The following is a 17,688-nucleotide window of genomic DNA, read 5'->3' on the forward strand; positions in this document are numbered from 1 at the left end:
GGCTGCAACACCAGGAGGGCGCCATGACGATCGTGCAACAGGAGCGTCCGGCCACCGCTTCGCCGTATCGTTTCGAGCGGGAGATGAGCTCCGGCCTCGAACGCCTCGCGACGCAGCATCGCGACCTGACGCTCACGACCGTGTTCCAGCCGATCTTCAGCCTGTCGCACCAGCGTGCGGTGGGCTACGAGGCGCTATTGCGCGCCCATGACGCGCTCGACCGGGCGGTGTCGCCGCTCGACGTGTTCGGCGAGGCCGCGCGCCAGGGCGAACTGCTGCAGCTCGACCGGCTCGCGCAGGCGCTGCATCTCGAGAACTTCGCGCTGCTCGGTGCCGAGCGCGAATGGCTGTTCCTCAACGTGCATCCCGGCGTGCTCACCGACCCGTTCCAGGCGGCCGCGCTGCTCGCGAACCTGAAGCGGGTCGGCATGCCGCCGCGCCGCGTCGTGCTCGAAGTGCTCGAACAGCGCGCGGAGGACATCGAGCGGCTCGCCGAAGCCGTGCGCGAATTCCGCGCGCAGGGCTTCCTGATCGCGCTCGACGATTTCGGCGCCGGCCATTCGAACCTCGAGCGGATCTGGCAGTTGAACCCCGACATCGTGAAACTCGACCGGATCATGCTGTCGCACGCGGCGCACCGCACGGGGCTCACCGCGATCCTGCACGGGCTCGTCACGCTGCTGCACGAGGCCGGCAAGCTCGTGCTCGTCGAGGGGATCGAGACCGAGCACGACGCGCAGATCGCGCTGTCGTGCGAGGCGGATTTCGTGCAGGGCTATTACTTCGGCCGCCCGGCGCCCGGGCTGCCCGACAGCGCGACGGCGACCGGCTGCATCGGCGAGCTGACCGAGCGCTTTCGGCAACAAACCGAAGCGCGCGAGCGGCGCGATACGCAGCGGCTCGCGCCGTACCTGCGCGCGTTCGAGCGTGCGGCCGAGCGGGTGGCGGCCGGCGAGCCGCTCGACGAGGTGTGCTGGAACTTCCTCGCCCTCGACGCCGCCGCGCGCTGCTTCCTGCTCGACGCGCGGGGCCGCCAGGCGGGCCGCAACGTCGTGCTGCGCGCGGACCGCGCGCTCGCCGAGGCGCGTTTCTCGCCGCTGTCCGACGCGCAGGGTGCGAACTGGCTGCGCAGGCCGTATTTCCGCACGGCGATCGCCGAGCCCGGACGCGTGCAGGTCACGCGCCCGTACCTGTCGATCAACGAGGCGCAGCCATGCGTGACGCTGTCGGTGGCCGTGCGCATCGGCGATGCGCAGCACGTGCTGTGCGGCGATATCGACTGGATCGACGAGGAAGCGGACGGCGCATAGCCACGGCGTCGTGCTGGCGCGGTTCACGCCGCTCGGCTAGGATGCGCGAATTGTCCTGACGATTCGCGAGCCGCCGATGAGCCGAACCGCCGCTTCCTCCGTCCTCCTCGAAGTGATCGCCACCACCGTCGGCGACGCGAAGGCCGCCGCCCGCGCGGGCGCCGACCGCCTCGAACTCGTGACCGCCATCAGCGAAGGCGGGCTGACGCCGAGCATCGGCCTGATCGAGGCCGTCGTGGCCGCCGTGGCGATTCCGGTGAACGTGATCGTGCGGCCGCACAGCCGATCGTTCGTCTACGACACCGACGACCTGCGCGTGATCGAACGCGATGTGCGCGCGGCTGTCGCGGCCGGTGCGAACGGCGTCGTGTTCGGCGCGCTCGATGCGCGCGGCGACGTCGATCTCGATGCGCTCGCGCGCGTCGCGGCAGCCGTGGACGGACGCGACCTGACGTTTCATCGTGCATTCGACGTGTCGCGCGACCTCAATGCCGCGTTCGACGCGCTGCTGCGCGTGCCGGCCGTCACGTCGGTGCTGACCTCGGGCGGCCATCCGTCGGTGCTGGATGCGGTCGCGACGATCACGCGGCTGGTGCGGCAGGCGGCGGGTTCGACCTGCACGGTGCTGGCCGGCTCGGGGCTCACGATCGACGCCGTGGGTGATTTCATCCGCGCCACCGGCGTGCGCGCGGTGCATTTCGGCTCGGGCGTGCGGCCGCGCGGCGAGGTGCTGGCGCCCGTCGACGAACAGCGCGTCGAGCGCGTGCGCGCGGCGCTCGACGGCGCGGCGGCGCATGTGTGACGGGCGGTGCTGAAAGCCGCGCGCTGACGATCGGGTGAAAAAAAGCCGGGGCATGCCCCGGCTTTTTCGTCTGCAAGCCAGACGCGCCGCAGTCGCTTACGCGTTCTCCGCCAGCGCGTCGGCCTGGCTTGCGCGGATGCCGAGGCGCTCGAACAGCGCGCGGTCGCGCTGCGTCTGCGGATTGCTCGTGGTCAGCAGCTGGTCGCCGTAGAACATCGAGTTCGCGCCCGCGAGGAAGCACATCGCCTGCATCGCGTCGTCGAGCTGTTCGCGGCCGGCCGACAGGCGCACCACGGCCTTGGGCATCGTGATGCGCGCAACCGCGATCGTGCGCACGAATTCGAACGGGTCGAGCGGCGCGGTGCCTTCGAGCGGCGTGCCTTCGATCGCGACGAGGTTGTTGATCGGCACCGACTCCGGATACGGGTTCAGGTTCGCGAGCTGCGAAATCAGGCCCGCGCGTTCGCGGCGCGATTCGCCCATCCCGATGATGCCGCCGCAGCACACGTTGATGCCCGCATCGCGCACGCGGTCGAGCGTGTCGAGACGGTCCTGGTACGTGCGCGTCGAGATCACCTGGCCGTAGAACTCCGGCGACGTGTCGAGGTTGTGGTTGTAGTAGTCGAGGCCCGCGTCGGCGAGTTGCTGCGCCTGCTCGTCCTCGAGCATGCCGAGCGTCATGCAGGTCTCGAGGCCCAGCTCCTTCACGCCGCGCACCATCTCGGTCAGCGCCGGCATGTGGCGCTCCTTGGGGTTGCGCCATGCGGCGCCCATGCAGAAGCGGCTCGCGCCGTTCGCCTTCGCCGCGCGCGCGGCGTCGAGCACCGTGTCGACGTCCATCAGCTTCTCGGCCTTCAGGCCCGTTTCGTGATGCGACGACTGCGAGCAATAGCCGCAATCCTCCTCGCAGCCGCCCGTCTTGATCGACAGCAGCGTCGACAGTTGCACCGCGTTCGCGTCGAAGTGCTCGCGATGCACCTGCTGCGCGCGGAACATCAGGTCGTTGAACGGCAGCTCGAACAGCGCGACGACGTCGGCGACGCGCCAGCGCTGCGATGCCGGGGCGGCCACGGGGATCGCGTCGGGTTGCACGGCGGCGGTCTGGGCTTGGGTCATGGTGGTTTTCCTGTCGTGGATGCGGGGATCGGGAGATCAGTGCCGCGCGTGGCGCAGCGTGTCGATGAGCGTGGCGATGTCGAGCATCGCCGCCGCGGATTCGGGGGCGGCCGGGCGCAGGTGCGCGATGCGGCCGAGGAGCGGCGCGCGATGCTCGCGCGCGAGCCAGTCGCGGATCGTCGCGACGTTCTCGTCGGCATACGACATGGCCGGGTCGACGTGGTTCGCCACCCAGCCGGCGAGCGTGAGACCGCGCTGGCGAATCGCGTCGGCCGTCAGCAGCGCGTGGCTGATGCAGCCGAGCCGCACGCCGACGACCAGCACGACGGGCAGGGCGAGCGCAACCGCGAGATCGGCCGTGTCCTGCGTGTCGTTCAGCGGCACGCGGAAGCCGCCGACGCCTTCGACGACGACGACGTCCGCGCGCGTCAGCGCTTCGCGGTGGCTCGCGACGATCGTGTCGATGTCGAGCGTCACGCCTTCCTGCGCGGCGACGATGTGCGGTGCGGCCGGCGCTTTCAGCAGGAACGGCGTGCGCAGCTCGGGCGGCAGCACGACGTTCGCGGCCGCGTCGAGCTGGTCGGCGTCCTCGTTGCGCCAGACGCCGTCGCGTTCGTACGCGCCGGCGGCGACGGGCTTCAGCGCGGCCGCGCGCAGCCCGTGCCGCGCGAAGCCGTGCAGCATCGCGGCCGACACGAAGGTCTTGCCGATCTCGGTGTCGGTGCCGGTGACGAAGAGGGAAAGCGGGGCCGTCATGCTGCAGCCTCCTCGGGGGGCAGCGAACGCGCGTGAGCGTCGGGGTGGTCCGGTCCTTCGCTGGCTTCGATCAGCGCGGTTTCGAGCCGCGCGAGATCGTCGAACGAATGCGCGGCCGACAGCGAGATGCGCAGCCGCGACGTGCCGGCGGGCACCGTCGGCGGCCGGATCGCGGGCACCCACAGGCCGTGCGCGTCGAGCGAGCGCATCGCCGCGAGCGTCGCGTCGTTGCTGCCGATCACGAGCGGCTGCACGGCCGTGTGCGAGTCGACCGGCTGCCACCGCGTCATGCGCAGCAGCGCGCGCGTGCGCTCGATCAGCGCTGCGAGGTGCGCGCGTCGCGCATCGCCTTCGTCGCCGGCGATGACCTTCAGGCTCGCCGAGACGGCATGCGCGACGGCCGGCGGCGCGGCCGTCGTGAAGATGTAGCTGCGCGCGCGCTGGATCATCCATTCGATCACGGTCTCGTGCGCGATGACGAATGCACCCGCGACGCCGGCGGCCTTGCCCAGCGTGCCGACGTACACAAGGTTCGGCGAGCGTAGCGCGGCGGCCGCGAGCGCGCCGCGGCCCTGCGGGCCGAGCACGCCGAAGCCGTGCGCGTCGTCGACGACGAGCCACGCGCCGTGGCGTTCGGCCAGCGCGACGAGTTCGGCGAGCGGCGCGATGTCGCCGTCCATGCTGAACACGGTGTCGCTGACGATCAGTTTCGTTTCGGCCTCCGACGCATCGAGCAGCGCGGCGAGCGCGGCCATGTCCGCATGCGGATAGACCTGCACGGTCGCGCGCGACAGCCGGATCCCGTCGATCAGCGACGCGTGATTCAGCGCGTCCGAGAAGATCGTCGCGTGCTTGCCCGCAAGCGCCGTCATCGCGGCGAGGTTCGCCATGTAGCCGGTGCTGAAGTACAGCGCGCGCGGTGCATCGGAGAAGCCGCCCGCGAAGCCGGCGAGTTCGTCCTCGAGCGTCGCGTGCGCGCGCGAATGGCCGCCGAGCAGATGCGAGCCGCCGCTGCCGGAGCCGTAGCGCTGCGCGCCTTCGGCGAACGCGGCGACGAGCGCGGGATGCGCGGCGAGGCCGAGGTAATCGTTGCTCGCGAAGCCGACGATGTCGCGGCCGTCGACGCGCATGTGCGCGTCGCACGCGGTGTCGGCGGTGCGGCGCACGCGTCGCAGGCCCTGCGCATCGAGTTCGGCGAGGCTGCGCTGCAGCGTGTCGAGCAGGGGCATGGTCGTTTCCCGTGAGGATTGCTTCATCGCGCCACCTCCGCGAGCGTCGCGTCGAGCGTGTCGCGCGTGCGTTGCGCGAGCCACGCGATGTCGTCGTCGCTCATCACGTACGGCGGCATCAGGTACACGGTCGTGCCGATCGGGCGCAGCAGCAGCTCGCGTTCCAGCGCGCGTTCGAAGAAGCGCCGCGAGAAGCCGCGTGCCGCGTCGCCGTCGAGCGCGACGTCGAAGGCGAACAGCGTGCCGCGCTCGCGCAGGTGACGCACCTGCGGGTGCGCGTCGAGCGGCGCGAGCGCCGCGCGCATCGCGGCCGACTTGCGCGCGTTGCTCGCGAGCACGTCGTCGCGCGCGAACAGGTCGAGCGTCGCGACCGCCGCGCGGCACGCGAGCGGGTTGCCGGTGTACGAATGCGAATGCAGGAAGCCGCGCGTCGTGTCGTCGTCGTAGAAGGCCGCGAACACGTCGTCGCGCGTCAGCACGAGCGACAGCGGCAGGTACCCGCCGCTGATGCCCTTCGACAGGCACAGGAAATCGGGCCACACGCCTGCCTGCTCGCATGCGAAGAAGGTGCCGGTGCGGCCGCAGCCGACCGCGATCTCGTCGGCGATCAGGTGCACGCCGAATTCGTCGCACAGCGCACGCAGCCCGCGCACGTACGACGGATCGTGCATCGCCATGCCGGCCGCGCATTGCACGAGCGGCTCGACGATCAACGCGGCGATCCGGTCGGCGCGTTCGGTGAACAGGCGCCGCACGTCGTCGAGCGCGCGGCCCGCGACGTCGGCGGCCGTCTCGCCCGGCTGCGCGCCGCGAGCGTCGGGCGACGCAACCACGTGCGCGTGGCGGATCAGCGGGTCGTACGCATCCTTGAACAGCGCGACGTCGGTCACGCCGAGCGCGCCGATGGTCTCGCCGTGATAGCTGTTTGCAACGCACACGAATTCGCGCTTGTCCGCGCGGCCGCGGTTGCGCCACGCATGGAAGCTCATCTTCAGCGCGATCTCGACCGCCGACGCGCCGTCCGACGCGAAGAACGCATGGCCGAGCGTGCGCGCGGTAAGCGCGTGCAGCCGCTCGGCGAGCTCGATCGCCGGCTCGTGCGTGCAGCCGGCGAGCATCGCGTGCTCGAGCGTGTCGAGCTGGTCCTTCAGCGCCGCGTTGATGTCCGGGTTCGCATGGCCGAACAGGTTCACCCACCACGAGCTGATCGCGTCGAAGTAGCGGCGCCCGTCGCGGTCGTACAGCCACAGGCCCGCGCCGCGCGCGACGGGAATGAGCGGCATGCGCTCGTGGTGCTTCATCTGGGTGCAGGGATGCCAGACCGCGCGCAGGCTGCGCGCGACCCAGTCGTCGGTGGCTGGCGTACTCAAGGCAACTCCGGGGGTAAAACGGCGGCGGGCATCGAACGGGATGCCGCGCGGCGACAGACGGAAAACGCGGTGAGATTAGCGTGTTCCGCCGCACGTTGCACTACCGGTTACAAACACCGCAAAGCCTTGCTGGACGGGAGTTCGGCGCAGATACGGGGTGCTCGGGACGGTACGCGCCAGATGCCCAGAAATGACCGCAGATGACGACGTTCGAGTGACACCCCCCGACAGAAAAAAATCGTGGCGCTGGCGGTTGCCGACGGGCGAAAAATCGGGGCGCGAATAAAAAGGGGCGGAAGCGCGATGCGATGTGCGCGGTCGCAGGCGAATGGCGTGCGGACTCGGGCGCGACCGCGGTTCAGGAAAGATCGGCAAACGACCTCGGAGGGCGTGGCGGGCGGGGCGCTCTTCGGCGGCTCATGCGGCCGCGTGAACGGGCGTGCGAACGCCGCCACGGGCCGCGCGAGCGTTCACGAAACGGAGAAGGGAGAAGGGCAGACGCAGGCCGCGCCCGCCCCGGAGCGCCGCGGCTCGCGCGTCAGCGCGAAGCGAGTGCGCGCGAGTTGGCGTTGCCGTCGTCGGCCGTCTGCGTCGCGTTCGCGTTCCACACGACGCGGTCGTTGACCGCATACAGCCGGCATGCGCCCGCACCCTGCTTCGAGCAGTTGTCGAGCGCGAGCGCCATCGGATCGTCACCGCCTTCGGCCCACGACCATGCGCCCTCGGCGGACACCGCGAAGGCACGGCTCGGATGCTGGTTCAGGAAGCGGCGATAGCCTTCGCGGCCGGCCTCGTCGAGGAACGGCACCGCGTCGATCGCATCGATCGACGCATAGCCGGTCGCCTTCGGTTCGTGCGGGTTGGCGACCGCGTAGCGCACCGAGGTCGGCAGGTTCAGTTCCGCGAGGAACGCATTGACGGCCGGCCACCACACGGGCACGCCGTCGCGATCGACGATCAGGCGGTGCGCGTCGTCCTTGTAGCGGCCGAAATCGATGAACTGCGCCTGCGTGCCGTGCGACACGTACGCGTCGTGCATCTGCGCGACGAGCGCGGGGGTCCACACCGAATCATTGTCGCCGTACAGCCACAGCGAACGTACGGCCGTATGCGCGCCGTACTGGTCGAACGCATCGACGAGATTGCGCTGCCAGCCGTCGCAAAGATCCTGGCGCAGCCCGCCGGAGAAGTTGATGATGCCGCGCACGCCGGGCGCCGCTTCGGTGCCGTACGCGACCGACACGAGGCCGCCGTGCGACGTGCCCGCGACGACGATGCGCGACGCATCGATGTACGACTGACGCGACATGTAGCGGACCGTCGCGTCGACGTCGGCGGCTTGCGTGAGCCCGTTCTTGCCGACGTTGCAGCCTTCCTGCTGGTACGAGCCGCCCGACCCGGCGAAGCCCTGGCGGTTCGGCGCGATCACCGCATAGCCGCGGCGCACGAATTCGCGCGCGAACGCGAGCGGCCGGCTGCGCGGCTGCTGATGAAGGTCACCGGTGTTCTTGCCGTGGTTGAAGACGACGAGCGGGAAGGGGCCGGGGCCGTTCGGCTTGAACAGCGTGGCCTCGAGCATCACGGAACCCGAGGCATCGGCCGGAATGCTGACGATTTGTTCGTTGAGGTTCGCGGTGACTTGCGGGAGGCCCGAATCGCCGTAATCGAAGCGCTCGGCGTGGGCGAGCGAGCCGCTTGCCGTGGCCGCGCCGACGTTCGGCAGCGCACCGGCCTGAGCGGCCGACAGCGCACAGGCCGCCATCCATCCCACCAATACCTTGCTGAACGCCATTCGTAAGCCCTGCCATGCAACATGACCAATCTGAGGGCCATCCTAGCCCGACAAATTCAGGTTGTGCAATGCGGGAATTACCCGGCGTCTGACACAGCAACTATTTGTCAGCGTTCACTTACTTCACCGTCGACATAGCGCCAGAACCCGTGCTCGTCGCGGGTGAACCGGCTCGTCTCGTGGAGCCGGTAAGCACGCCCGCCGACCTTGTAGCGGGCCACGAATTCAACCTCCGCGTGCCGTTCGTCGAGCGGCGCATGGCGCTTGATCGCGAGGCCGAGCCAGCGCGGCGCGTCCGGCGCATCCGGGTCCGCATCGAGATCGGCCGGGCAGGTGCGCGCGTCCCAGGTCGCGCGCAGGTAGTCGGTCGCGCCGAGCACGTACGCGCTGTACCGCGAGCGCATCAACTCGAGCGCGGTCGGCGCGGCTTCGCCGCCGTCGATGAAGCGGCCGCAGCAGGCCGCATAGCGCGGTGCCGGGGCTTTGCCGGCAGGCGCGGGGGACGCGCCGCCGCACGGGCACGCGTCAGGTCGGTTCAAAATCATGCGAATCGTGAATTAACGACGCCGGGTTGTGATGTCGGCTCACCAGCTGAGCTCGACGCCGTCGTATTGGAAGAAACGGCCGTTGGACCGCGACACGTCCGCGCCGGCTTCCGCGATCACGCGGCGCATGCCGGTCACGCTGGTTTCCGGATCGATCGCGGCCTGCGCGCCGCCCATGTCGGTGCGCACCCAGCCGGGATGGAGCGAAATGCATGCGGCGTGGCGCGTCTGCAGCGACGCGATGCGCAGCACGTCGTTCAGCGCGGCCTTGCTCGCGCGGTACAGCCAGCCGGTCGTGCCGGTCGCCTCGGCGATGCTGCCCATCCGGCTCGAGACGACGGCGAGCACGCCGCGCGCGTCCTCGACGAGCGGCAGCAGGATCGGCAGCAACTGCATCGGCCCGCGCACGTTCGTATGCATCACCGCGTCGAAATCCTCGGCGCCGATCGTTTCGACGCCTTCGGTGCGCGGCCCGTACACGCCCGACACGAGCACCGCGGCGTCGAGCCGTTCGCCGTCGAGCTTCCAGCCGAGCGCCGCGATCTGTTCGGGCCGCGCGATGTCGAGCGCGTGCGCGTGCGCGCCGAGTTCGCGCAGCGCGGCGAGCGACGCGTCGTCGCGCGCGGTCGCAATCACGTTCCAGCCGTCGCGCCGGTATTGCCGGACGAATTCGCGTCCGAGGCCGCGCGATGCGCCGACGATCAATACGGTTTTCATGTTCGCCGCTCCTTCTCAGTGCACCGCCGTCGCGGCAGTGTCGGTGTCAGATCAGTGCGATGCCCGTCACGGCCGGGCGCGCGATGCTTCTTCGGCCTGGCGCCGCGCGGCGCGTGCGCGCCGCGCCGGCGGACGTTACTTCGCGTCGCCGCACGGCTTCAGCGTGTCGGCGACCGCCTGCGCGACGTCGTCGAGCCGCGCGGCATCCGCCGCGACCATGTCGTTGTCGGGCGCGTGCTGGCCACGCGCGGTCAGCGCCGCGACGCAGCGCTTGTAGGTCGCATCGAGCGCGTCGAAGTTCGACACGGACATCCCGAGGTTGCGCATCCGCCCGTCGTGCACGCCATACACGAGCCCGTGCACGGTGAGCGACTGGCCGCGCGCCCACGCGTCGTTGACGATCGTCGTGCGGCACACGTTGACGACCTGCTCGATCGAGTTCAGCTCGATCAGGCGGCGATAGCGCGCCTCCCCGACCGGCCATTCGTCGAGCAGCGCCGCGTGGCGCTCGCGCACGTCCTGCACGTGATGCAGCCAGTTGTCCGCGAGGCCGACGCGGCGGTTGTGGAGTGCCGCGTTCACGCCCGAGCAGCCGTAGTGGCCGACGACCATGATGTGCTTCACGCGCAGGATGTCGACCGCGAACTGGATGACCGACAGGCAGTTCAGGTCGCTATGGACGACGACGTTCGCGATGTTGCGATGCACGAACACTTCGCCCGGCGGCAGGCCGATGATCTGGTTCGCGGGCACGCGCGAATCCGAGCAGCCGATCCACAGATATTCCGGCGCCTGCTGATCGGCGAGACGCGCGAAGAAGTCGGGATCTTCGGCGAGCTGGCGCTTGACCCAGGCGTCGTTGTTGTCGAACAGATGTGAAAGCGGATTGTCTTGGGTATTCATCGGTGTGGATTCCGTTGGCGGAAAGCGGGTCGATAACGGGTTCGATTCGATCGGATCCGGTCGCGTGTCAGGCGGCGCGCTGCGCGTCGCCTGCATCGTCACCGGCGTCATCGGCGTCATCGGCGCCCGGCGTCGCGTCGAAGCGCGCGGGGTAGCGCACGCTGAAGCGCAGCGACGCGTCGTACGGGAAAAAATCGGGCAACTCGCCCTGCAGCAGCTTGTCCTTGCTGGACTGCCACAGCGCAGGGTCGAAAAAGTCCGCGTGATGCTTCATGAAGACCGTCCGCACGCGCGGGTCGCCGAGCAGGAACGGTCCGTAGGTTTCCGGAAAGATGTCGTGCGGGCCGACGGTATACCACGGCTCGCCGGACAGTTCGTCTTCCTCGTTGCGCGGCGGCGGCACGCGCCGCACGTTGCAGTCGGTCAGGTACTCGATCTCGTCGTAGTCGTAGAACACGACGCGGCCGTGGCGCGTGACGCCGAAGTTCTTGTACAGCATGTCGCCCGGGAAGATGTTGGCCTTCATCAGCTCTTTCACCGCGTTGCCGTATTCCTTCACGCCGTGCTCGATGTCCGCGTCGGTGCCGTTCTGCAGGTACAGGTTGAGCGGCGTCATCCGGCGCTCGATGTACAGGTGCTTGATCACGAGATTGTCGTCCTCGTATTCGAGCAGCGACGGCACCTCCTTCTCCAGCTCGCGCACGAGCGCATGGTCGAGCCGCGACAGCGGCAGCGCGACGCTCGAATACTCGAGCGTGTCGGCCATCCGCCCGAGACGGTCGTGGCGCTTCACGAGCTGGTACTTCTCCATGATCTGCGCGCGCGTCGTTTCCTTCGGCGGCGGGAAGTGATCCTTGATGATCTTGAATACGTACGGGAACGACGGCAGCGTGAACACGAGCATCACGAGGCCCTTGATGCCGGGCGCGATGATGAAGCGGTCGCTCGAATGCGACAGATGGTGCAGCAGGTCGCGGTAGAACAGGTTCTTGCCCTGCTTCTGCAAGCCGACCGACGTGTAGATCTCGGCCTTCGGCTTGCCCGGCATGATCGTGCAGAGGAAGTCCACGTACGCGGACGGCACGCCCATGTCGACGAGGAAATACGAATGCGAGAAGCTGAAGATGATCTGCAGCTGCTCGCGGCGCAGCAGCACGGTGTCGAGCGCGAGCAGGCCCGGGCGCACGTGGCGGATCGGCACCGCGAACGGCAGCACGCGATCGGCGTTGATGATGCGGCCGACGATGTACGCGCTCTTGTTGCGGAAGAAGAGCGACGACAGCACGTGGATCTGGAAATTCGGCGCGGCGTCGAACTCGCCGAATTCGTCGGTGATCGACTGCATCACGCAGCCGATGTCGCGCGTGAGATCCTCGAACGGCGGCTCGAGCTGGAAGTTCGTGACGATACGCTCGAGCGTGGCCGCGAGCCCGTCGGTGCCCGGGTAGTACGCGCGATAGGTCGGCTTCGCGGCCGGCTCGTCGTTCTCGAGGTATTCGGTCGAGATCGCGGGCCGCACGAAGATGAAATCGTTGCTGAAATACGAGCGGTGCAGGATCTTGCAGCACACCGAATTGAAGAACGTCTCCGCGCACTCGGGCTGGCGGTGCGACGTGAGCAGGCCGATGTAGTGCAGCTTGATCTGCTGCCACACCTCGTCGTCGATGTTCTCCGCGTCGTATTCGTCCTCCAGCACCTCGACGCATTCCTGCACGCGATCGTCGTACGACGTGATCCGCTCGCGCGCCAGCCGCTGCAGGCCGTGCCAGTCGGTGCGCTCGTATAGCGTCTTCGCCTCGACGGCGGCTTCCCGGAAGATCCGGTAGTGGCGGTCGAAGTATTCGAGCATCGTCTGTGCGACGTCGAAACCGATCTGCGACGACAGCAGTTTGGGGAAGTGATTCATCGCGTGCAGGCTCGTTCGAGAGGGGCTGTAAGCACTCGCCATTTTAGCGCCCAAGTCGGCGTTTCAATGACTTTCGGGGCTGGCGCCCAAGCGCCGTCAAAGCGCGGGTTGTGCGCCGTTACATGCCGTTCGGTGCATCTTCGCGTAAAGATACGGGTACGGAATTGATTCTGGCACGAACTTTTTTTGCCCGTCCGGCGCCGGCGCGGGCGCGCGTTTCGCGCGACGGCGATAGAATCGACGCGATCCCCGCGCGGCCTGCAGCCCGCGCGCGCCTGCCCCGCATTCGCACTTGCCTGCCCTGATAACGACGAGACGCCCCACCGATGAACGCACTGGAACACCAACTCGACTATCCCTTCGCCGACACGCTGCCCGCCGCGGGCGACACGTTCGAGGTCGCGCCCGGCGTGCGCTGGCTGCGCATGCCGCTGCCGTTTTCGCTGGATCACATCAACCTCTGGCTGCTGCGCGACGAGATCGACGGACAGGCCGGCTGGACGATCGTCGACTGCGGGATCTCGTCGGACGCGATCCGTACGCACTGGGAACAGATTTTCGACACGCATCTCGACGGGCTGCCGGTGCTGCGCGTGCTCGTCACGCATTGCCATCCCGATCACTTCGGCCTCGCGAACTGGCTCTGCGAAGGCGGCGACAAGGGCCGCTGGAACGTGCGGCTGTGGATGACGCTCGGCGAATACATGTTCGGCTGCCTGATGGCGGCCGGCAACGGTTCGAACGCCGGCGGCGCGGCCGCGGCCGATCATTTCGCGCGCCACGGCCTGACCGACCCGGTCGCGCTCGAGAAGCTGCGCAGCCGCCGCAGCTACTACTCGGACCTCGTGCCGGCCGTGCCGCCGCGCTACCGGCGCCTGCGCGAAGGCGACGCGGTGAAGATCGGCGCGCGCACGTGGCGGGTCGTCACCGGCTACGGTCATTCGCCTGAACATTGCGCGCTCCACAGCGAAGCGGACGGCGTGCTGATTTCCGGCGACATGGTGCTGCCGCGCATCTCGACCAACGTGTCCGTGTTCGATCTCGAACCGGAAGCGAACCCGCTCGCGCTGTACCTGGAATCGCTCGGCCGCTACGAGACGATGGCGCCCGACACGCTCGTGCTGCCGTCGCACGGCAAGCCGTTCCGCGGCGTGCGCACGCGCATCGCGCAACTGCGCGCGCACCACGACGCGCGGCTCGACGAAGTGCGCGTCGCGTGCGCGGAGAAGCCGGCGAGCGCGGCCGACATCGTGCCGATCATGTTCCGCCGCCGCGAGCTCGACATCCACCAGATGACGTTCGCGCTCGGCGAGGCGCTCGCCCACCTGAACCTGCTGTGGCTCGCGGGCGAACTCGTGCGCGAGCAGGGTGACGACGGCGTGCTGCGTTTCCGTACCGCGCGCTGAGCGCGCATCGTCACCGTCACGCGACGGGTTCGTAACGCCACCCGTCGCGCTGCCATTGCATCGTGTGCGTCGGTGCGAGCGCCGCGAGAAACGCGGCGTCGTGCGACGCGACCACGATCGCGCCGGGGAAGCCGGCCAGCGCGGCTTCGATCGCGCGCACCGATTCCAGATCGAGGTGATTGGTCGGCTCGTCGAGCAGCAGCAGCTGCGCGGGCGTGCCGCGCCACAGCGCGCATGCGAGCGCGGCCTTCAGCCGTTCGCCGCCGCTCAGGCGGTGCACCGGCTGCGTCGCACGCGCGGCATCGAGCTGCAGCAGCGCGAGCCGGCTGCGCAGTTCGCCTTCGGAGAGCGGCGTATCGAGGAGTCCCAACTGCTCGACGATCGAGCGTTCAGGATCGAGCAGCGCGAGCCGCTGGTCGAGATACGCAGCGCTCACGTGCGTCGTGCACGTACCGGCGCGCGGAGCGAGTTCGCCGGCGAGCATGCGCAGCAGCGTCGATTTTCCGCAGCCGTTCGGGCCCGTCAGCGCGATGCGCACGGGGCCTCTGGCCGACCAGGTGATCGCGTCCGTGCGGCCCGCGGTGCGCCACGGCAATTGCGCGCGCTCGAGCGCGAACAGATGGCGGCGCGCGCTCACCTCGGTGCCCGGCAGCGATACGAGCACCGGCGCGTCGGCTTCGACGCGCGCGGCTGCTTCCTGCACGCGCGCATCGAGCGTCGCCTTGAATTCGCTCTGGTGACGGCGGACCGCCCCCATGATGCTGCGTGCCGCTCCCTTGCGGCTCTGTTTTGCCATCGACGACAGGTTGGCCGTCTTCGCATCGCGCAGCGAGCCGGCCGCATGACGCTGGATCGTGTCGTGTTCCTGTTCGAGCCGACGCCGCGCGCGTCCGCGCTCGTTGCGCGCATGCTCGAGCGCCGCCTGCGCGGCATCGTGCTCCGCATCGCGCTGCGCGCGGTACAGCGCGTAGTTGCCGCCATACGTGCGCACGCCGTGCGGCGTCAGTTCGACGATGCGCTGCACGTGCGCGAGCAACGCGCGGTCATGGCTGACGACGACGACTCCGCCGCGCCAGCCGTCGAGCGCCGCGCGCAGCCACGCACGGCCCGGCGCATCGAGGTGGTTGGTCGGTTCGTCGAGCACCAGCAGCCCGGCTTCCGACAGCAGGGCGCCGATCAGCGCGACGCGCGCGAGCTGGCCACCGCTCAGGGCGTGCGCCGGTGTGTCGGCGCGCACGTCGTGCAGGCCGGCTGCGTCGAGCGCCGCGCGCAGCCGCTCGGCGAGGTCCCAGCGATCGCCGATCAGGTCGAAGTCGTGCGCGTGCGCGCGGCCGTCGGCGAGGCGCGCCAGGGCCGCGAGCGGCGCATCCAGCGCGGCGATTTCCGCGACGGTCCGCGTGCCGGCCGGCGCGTCGTCGTGCTGCTGCGCGACGTAGACGACCGGCGTCTGCCGGTCGATCGTGCCCGCGCTCGGCGCGCGCCGGCCCGCGATCAGTTGCGCGAGCAGGCTCTTGCCGGCGCCGTTGCGGCCGACGATGCCCGTCGGCGTGCGATCGATGGACAGGTCGAGCGAGTCGAACAGCGTGACGCCGTCGTCGAAGCGGATGGAAACGTGATGAAGCGCGACGAGCGCGCCGGACGTGGCAGCAGCCATAAGCACCTCCGAAAATGCGTGAAACCCTTCGCGCGGCGTGCGTGGCACGGCGGCGAAAACATTTTTGGGAAGGCTTAGTTGTTCACTTCGGCTGGCGTCCGGTATGAGGAACGAGCGCGCAGTGTAGCAAGCGCGGCGCGCGGGCCGCAAGCGACGGGTGAGCATGCCGTCGCTTGCGTGCCACGCGCGGTTACTGCACCGTGACCGCAGCGAAGTTCTGGCGGCCGAACGGGCTGACGCGATAGCCGCTCACGTTCGCGCGCGTGAGCGCGGCCGCGGTCGGGTAGCCGAGCGGAATCCACAGCGCCTGGTCGTGGATGATCTTCTGCGCGGATTCGTACAGCTTTGCGCGCTTGGCCTGATCGGCGGTCGACTTGCCGTCGGCGATCAGCTTGTCGAGCTGCGCGTCGCAAAAGCGTGCGAAGTTGATGCCCGACTTCACCGCGTTGCAACTGAACAGCGGCGACAGGTAGTTGTCCGGATCGCCGTTGTCGCCGGCCCAGCCCATGAACAGCATGTCATGCTGGCCGAGCTTCGCCTGCTTGATCAGCTCGCCCCATTCGATCACCTTGACTTCGGCCTTCACACCGATCTTCGCGAGGTCGGCCTGCAGCAGTTCCGCGCCGGCCTTCGGGTTCGGGTTCAGCACGCTGCCCGTCGGGCGCGTCCAGATCGTCGTCGAAAAGCCGTTCGGGAAACCGGCCTGCGCGAGCAGCTGCTTCGCCTTCGCGGGATCGTACGCATACGGCGCGATGTCCTTCGCGTAGCTCCACGTGTTCGGCGGATACGGGTTGTTCGCGGCCGTCGCGGTGTTGTCGAACACCACCTTCAGATAGGTCGCGCGATCGAACGCAAGGTTCAGCGCCTCGCGCACCTTGTCGTTGTCGAGCGGCTTCTTCTGCGTGTTCAGCGCGACGAACGCGGTCATGAACGCGGGCGTCTGCACGACCTTCAGCGCGCTTTCGCCCTTCGCCGCGAGCACGTCCTGCGGCTTCGGCGACAGCGCGATCTGGCATTCGCCGGCCTTCACCTTCTGCATGCGCACCGACGCGTCGGGCGTGATCGCGTAGATCAGCCGGTCGACCTTCGGCTTCGTGCCCCAGTAGGCCGGGTTCACGTCGTAGCGGATCAGCGCATCCTTCGTGTAGCTCTTGAGCACGAACGGGCCGGTGCCGACCGGCTTCGCATTCAGGTCGGCCTGCTTGCCGGCCTTCAGCAGCTGGTCCGCGTATTCGGCCGAGTAGATCGACGCGAAGCCCATCGTCAGGATCGGCACGAACGTCGCATTCGGCTCGTTCAGCACGAACTTCACCGTGCTGTCGTCGACCTTCGTGACCGACTTCACGAGTTTCACGAGGCCCATCGACTGCGCGTGCGGGAAGCCGCTCGCGCCGGCCACCTTGTGCCACGGATTCGTATCGTCGAGCATCCGCGAGAACGTGAACACGACGTCGTCCGCGTTCAGCGAGCGGCCCGGCTTGAAGTAGTCGGTGGTCTGGAACGCGACGTTGGGACGCAGGTGGAACGTGTACGTCAGGCCGTCGGCGCTCGCTTCCCATTTGTCGGCGAGCGCGGGTACGACCTTCTTCGCGGCTTCGTCGTACGACACGAGCGTGTTGAAGATCACGTCGGCCGATGCGTTGGTCGTGACGAGCGAGTTGTACTGCACGACGTCGAAGCCGTCCGGGCTCGACTCCGTGCAGACGGTGAGCGGCTTGGCGGCGGCGAGGCCGGGGGCGGCGAGGGCGGCGGCGAGCGTGGCCGCGGCGAACAGCTTGACCTGCATAGGATCTCCCACGTGACTTGTGATTTTTTGCCGGGTGTCGGAATGCGGGCGCGGCCCGGAAGCGGGCAGGGCCGGCGCGGCTGGCGGATAGCATACCGTCAAAGCGTGCCGCGCGTGAAAAAAGCGCCGGAACGCGGTGAGTTGAGCGAAAAACGGCTGCGTTGGCGACGGAATGCGTGTTGGGGCGGCGCAGCGGCGGGGGCGGCGGGGCAGGTGCGGCGGCGAACGGCGGGCGGGCGAGACTGTTGCGCGGAGACTGCGAATCGAAGCGGGTCGGCGCGAATCTGTTGGAGCGGCGGAGGCGAGGGAGGCGGAGGAAGCGGAGGAAGCGGCGCGCGCTGCGTTGGCACCGAACCGTGGCGCTGCACCGGTCCTGCATGAACGGCGCGCCAGACG

The 17,688-nt window shown here is 68.9% G+C and carries 14 protein-coding genes; 3 read left to right on the top strand and 11 right to left on the bottom strand.

Translation table 11 applies throughout. The annotated features are described in order from the left end of the window. Positions 1-23: 23 nt before the first annotated feature. Positions 24-1,310 (top strand): EAL domain-containing protein, encoded by a 1,287-nt coding sequence (locus LGM71_RS28305; RefSeq protein WP_059600002.1) that lies wholly within the window; start codon positions 24-26, stop codon positions 1,308-1,310. A 76-nt stretch (positions 1,311-1,386) separates the two neighbouring features. Next, positions 1,387-2,112: a copper homeostasis protein CutC gene (locus LGM71_RS28310; protein WP_226117665.1), complete on the top strand. Its 726-nt coding sequence runs from the start codon at positions 1,387-1,389 to the stop codon at positions 2,110-2,112. A 96-nt stretch (positions 2,113-2,208) separates the two neighbouring features. Here LGM71_RS28310 and bioB read toward each other — a convergent pair whose 3' ends face one another. The 9 genes from bioB to aceK all read right to left on the bottom strand — a co-directional run bounded on the left by bioB (position 2,209) and on the right by aceK (position 12,446). Beyond that, on the bottom strand, positions 2,209-3,228 hold the full coding sequence (gene bioB / locus LGM71_RS28315; RefSeq protein ID WP_124901982.1) for a biotin synthase BioB: 1,020 nt from the start codon (positions 3,226-3,228) through the stop codon (positions 2,209-2,211). Positions 3,229-3,264: 36 nt separating this feature from the next. Then, the gene (gene bioD / locus LGM71_RS28320; RefSeq protein ID WP_059600005.1) at positions 3,265-3,984 is read right to left on the bottom strand and encodes a dethiobiotin synthase; all 720 of its coding nucleotides are present in this window, start codon (positions 3,982-3,984) and stop codon (positions 3,265-3,267) included. Continuing rightward, a complete protein-coding gene (bioF, locus tag LGM71_RS28325) occupies positions 3,981-5,213 on the bottom strand; it encodes an 8-amino-7-oxononanoate synthase (RefSeq protein ID WP_226117667.1) in 1,233 nt (410 codons plus the stop codon). The genes bioD and bioF overlap by 4 nt, the downstream gene beginning before the upstream one ends. A gap of 23 nt (positions 5,214-5,236) precedes the next feature. Next, the gene (gene bioA, locus LGM71_RS28330; protein ID WP_124901984.1) at positions 5,237-6,583 is read right to left on the bottom strand and encodes an adenosylmethionine--8-amino-7-oxononanoate transaminase; all 1,347 of its coding nucleotides are present in this window, start codon (positions 6,581-6,583) and stop codon (positions 5,237-5,239) included. A 538-nt stretch (positions 6,584-7,121) separates the two neighbouring features. Further along, positions 7,122-8,375: a dienelactone hydrolase family protein gene (locus LGM71_RS28335; RefSeq protein ID WP_226117669.1), complete on the bottom strand. Its 1,254-nt coding sequence runs from the start codon at positions 8,373-8,375 to the stop codon at positions 7,122-7,124. 107 nt (positions 8,376-8,482) lie between these two features. Continuing rightward, complete coding sequence (locus LGM71_RS28340) at positions 8,483-8,920, bottom strand: YchJ family protein (RefSeq protein WP_059691402.1); 438 nt, start codon at positions 8,918-8,920, stop codon at positions 8,483-8,485. 39 nt (positions 8,921-8,959) lie between these two features. Then, entirely contained in the window at positions 8,960-9,637 is a 678-nt protein-coding gene (locus LGM71_RS28345) for an SDR family oxidoreductase (RefSeq protein ID WP_059600010.1), read from the bottom strand. A 135-nt stretch (positions 9,638-9,772) separates the two neighbouring features. Then, entirely contained in the window at positions 9,773-10,540 is a 768-nt protein-coding gene (gene can / locus LGM71_RS28350) for a carbonate dehydratase (RefSeq protein WP_124626421.1), read from the bottom strand. 67 nt (positions 10,541-10,607) lie between these two features. Then, positions 10,608-12,446, bottom strand: a complete 1,839-nt coding sequence (aceK, locus tag LGM71_RS28355; protein WP_226117671.1) for a bifunctional isocitrate dehydrogenase kinase/phosphatase — start codon at positions 12,444-12,446, stop codon at positions 10,608-10,610. Positions 12,447-12,772: 326 nt separating this feature from the next. Here aceK and LGM71_RS28360 point away from each other — a divergent pair, with 326 nt between their 5' ends. Then, positions 12,773-13,852 carry an MBL fold metallo-hydrolase gene (locus tag LGM71_RS28360; RefSeq protein WP_059600012.1) on the top strand — a complete coding sequence of 360 codons (1,080 nt, stop codon included), beginning with the start codon at positions 12,773-12,775 and terminating at the stop codon, positions 13,850-13,852. A 16-nt stretch (positions 13,853-13,868) separates the two neighbouring features. Here LGM71_RS28360 and LGM71_RS28365 read toward each other — a convergent pair whose 3' ends face one another. Both LGM71_RS28365 and LGM71_RS28370 read right to left on the bottom strand, forming a co-directional pair. After that, positions 13,869-15,506 (bottom strand): ABC-F family ATP-binding cassette domain-containing protein, encoded by a 1,638-nt coding sequence (locus LGM71_RS28365; RefSeq protein WP_226117673.1) that lies wholly within the window; start codon positions 15,504-15,506, stop codon positions 13,869-13,871. Between the two features lie 190 nt (positions 15,507-15,696). Beyond that, the gene (locus LGM71_RS28370; RefSeq protein WP_124901989.1) at positions 15,697-17,292 is read right to left on the bottom strand and encodes an ABC transporter substrate-binding protein; all 1,596 of its coding nucleotides are present in this window, start codon (positions 17,290-17,292) and stop codon (positions 15,697-15,699) included. Positions 17,293-17,688: the final 396 nt, after the last annotated feature.

This window comes from Burkholderia sp. AU33545, from assembly GCF_020419685.1.
Lineage (GTDB): Bacteria > Pseudomonadota > Gammaproteobacteria > Burkholderiales > Burkholderiaceae > Burkholderia > Burkholderia diffusa.

What these genes read in the sequence shown, in the direction of transcription:
- bioD (WP_059600005.1), bottom strand. Translation starts at nt 3,984, where the DNA reads ATGACGGCCCCGCTTTCCCTCTTCGTCACCGGCACCGACACCGAGATC.
- LGM71_RS28370 (WP_124901989.1), bottom strand. Translation starts at nt 17,292, where the DNA reads ATGCAGGTCAAGCTGTTCGCCGCGGCCACGCTCGCCGCCGCCCTCGCC.
- LGM71_RS28345 (WP_059600010.1), bottom strand. Translation starts at nt 9,637, where the DNA reads ATGAAAACCGTATTGATCGTCGGCGCATCGCGCGGCCTCGGACGCGAA.
- LGM71_RS28360 (WP_059600012.1), top strand. Translation starts at nt 12,773, where the DNA reads ATGAACGCACTGGAACACCAACTCGACTATCCCTTCGCCGACACGCTG.
- aceK (WP_226117671.1), bottom strand. Translation starts at nt 12,446, where the DNA reads ATGAATCACTTCCCCAAACTGCTGTCGTCGCAGATCGGTTTCGACGTC.
- can (WP_124626421.1), bottom strand. Translation starts at nt 10,540, where the DNA reads ATGAATACCCAAGACAATCCGCTTTCACATCTGTTCGACAACAACGAC.
- LGM71_RS28305 (WP_059600002.1), top strand. Translation starts at nt 24, where the DNA reads ATGACGATCGTGCAACAGGAGCGTCCGGCCACCGCTTCGCCGTATCGT.
- LGM71_RS28310 (WP_226117665.1), top strand. Translation starts at nt 1,387, where the DNA reads ATGAGCCGAACCGCCGCTTCCTCCGTCCTCCTCGAAGTGATCGCCACC.
- LGM71_RS28335 (WP_226117669.1), bottom strand. Translation starts at nt 8,375, where the DNA reads ATGGCGTTCAGCAAGGTATTGGTGGGATGGATGGCGGCCTGTGCGCTG.
- LGM71_RS28340 (WP_059691402.1), bottom strand. Translation starts at nt 8,920, where the DNA reads ATGATTTTGAACCGACCTGACGCGTGCCCGTGCGGCGGCGCGTCCCCC.
- bioB (WP_124901982.1), bottom strand. Translation starts at nt 3,228, where the DNA reads ATGACCCAAGCCCAGACCGCCGCCGTGCAACCCGACGCGATCCCCGTG.
- bioF (WP_226117667.1), bottom strand. Translation starts at nt 5,213, where the DNA reads ATGCCCCTGCTCGACACGCTGCAGCGCAGCCTCGCCGAACTCGATGCG.
- LGM71_RS28365 (WP_226117673.1), bottom strand. Translation starts at nt 15,506, where the DNA reads ATGGCTGCTGCCACGTCCGGCGCGCTCGTCGCGCTTCATCACGTTTCC.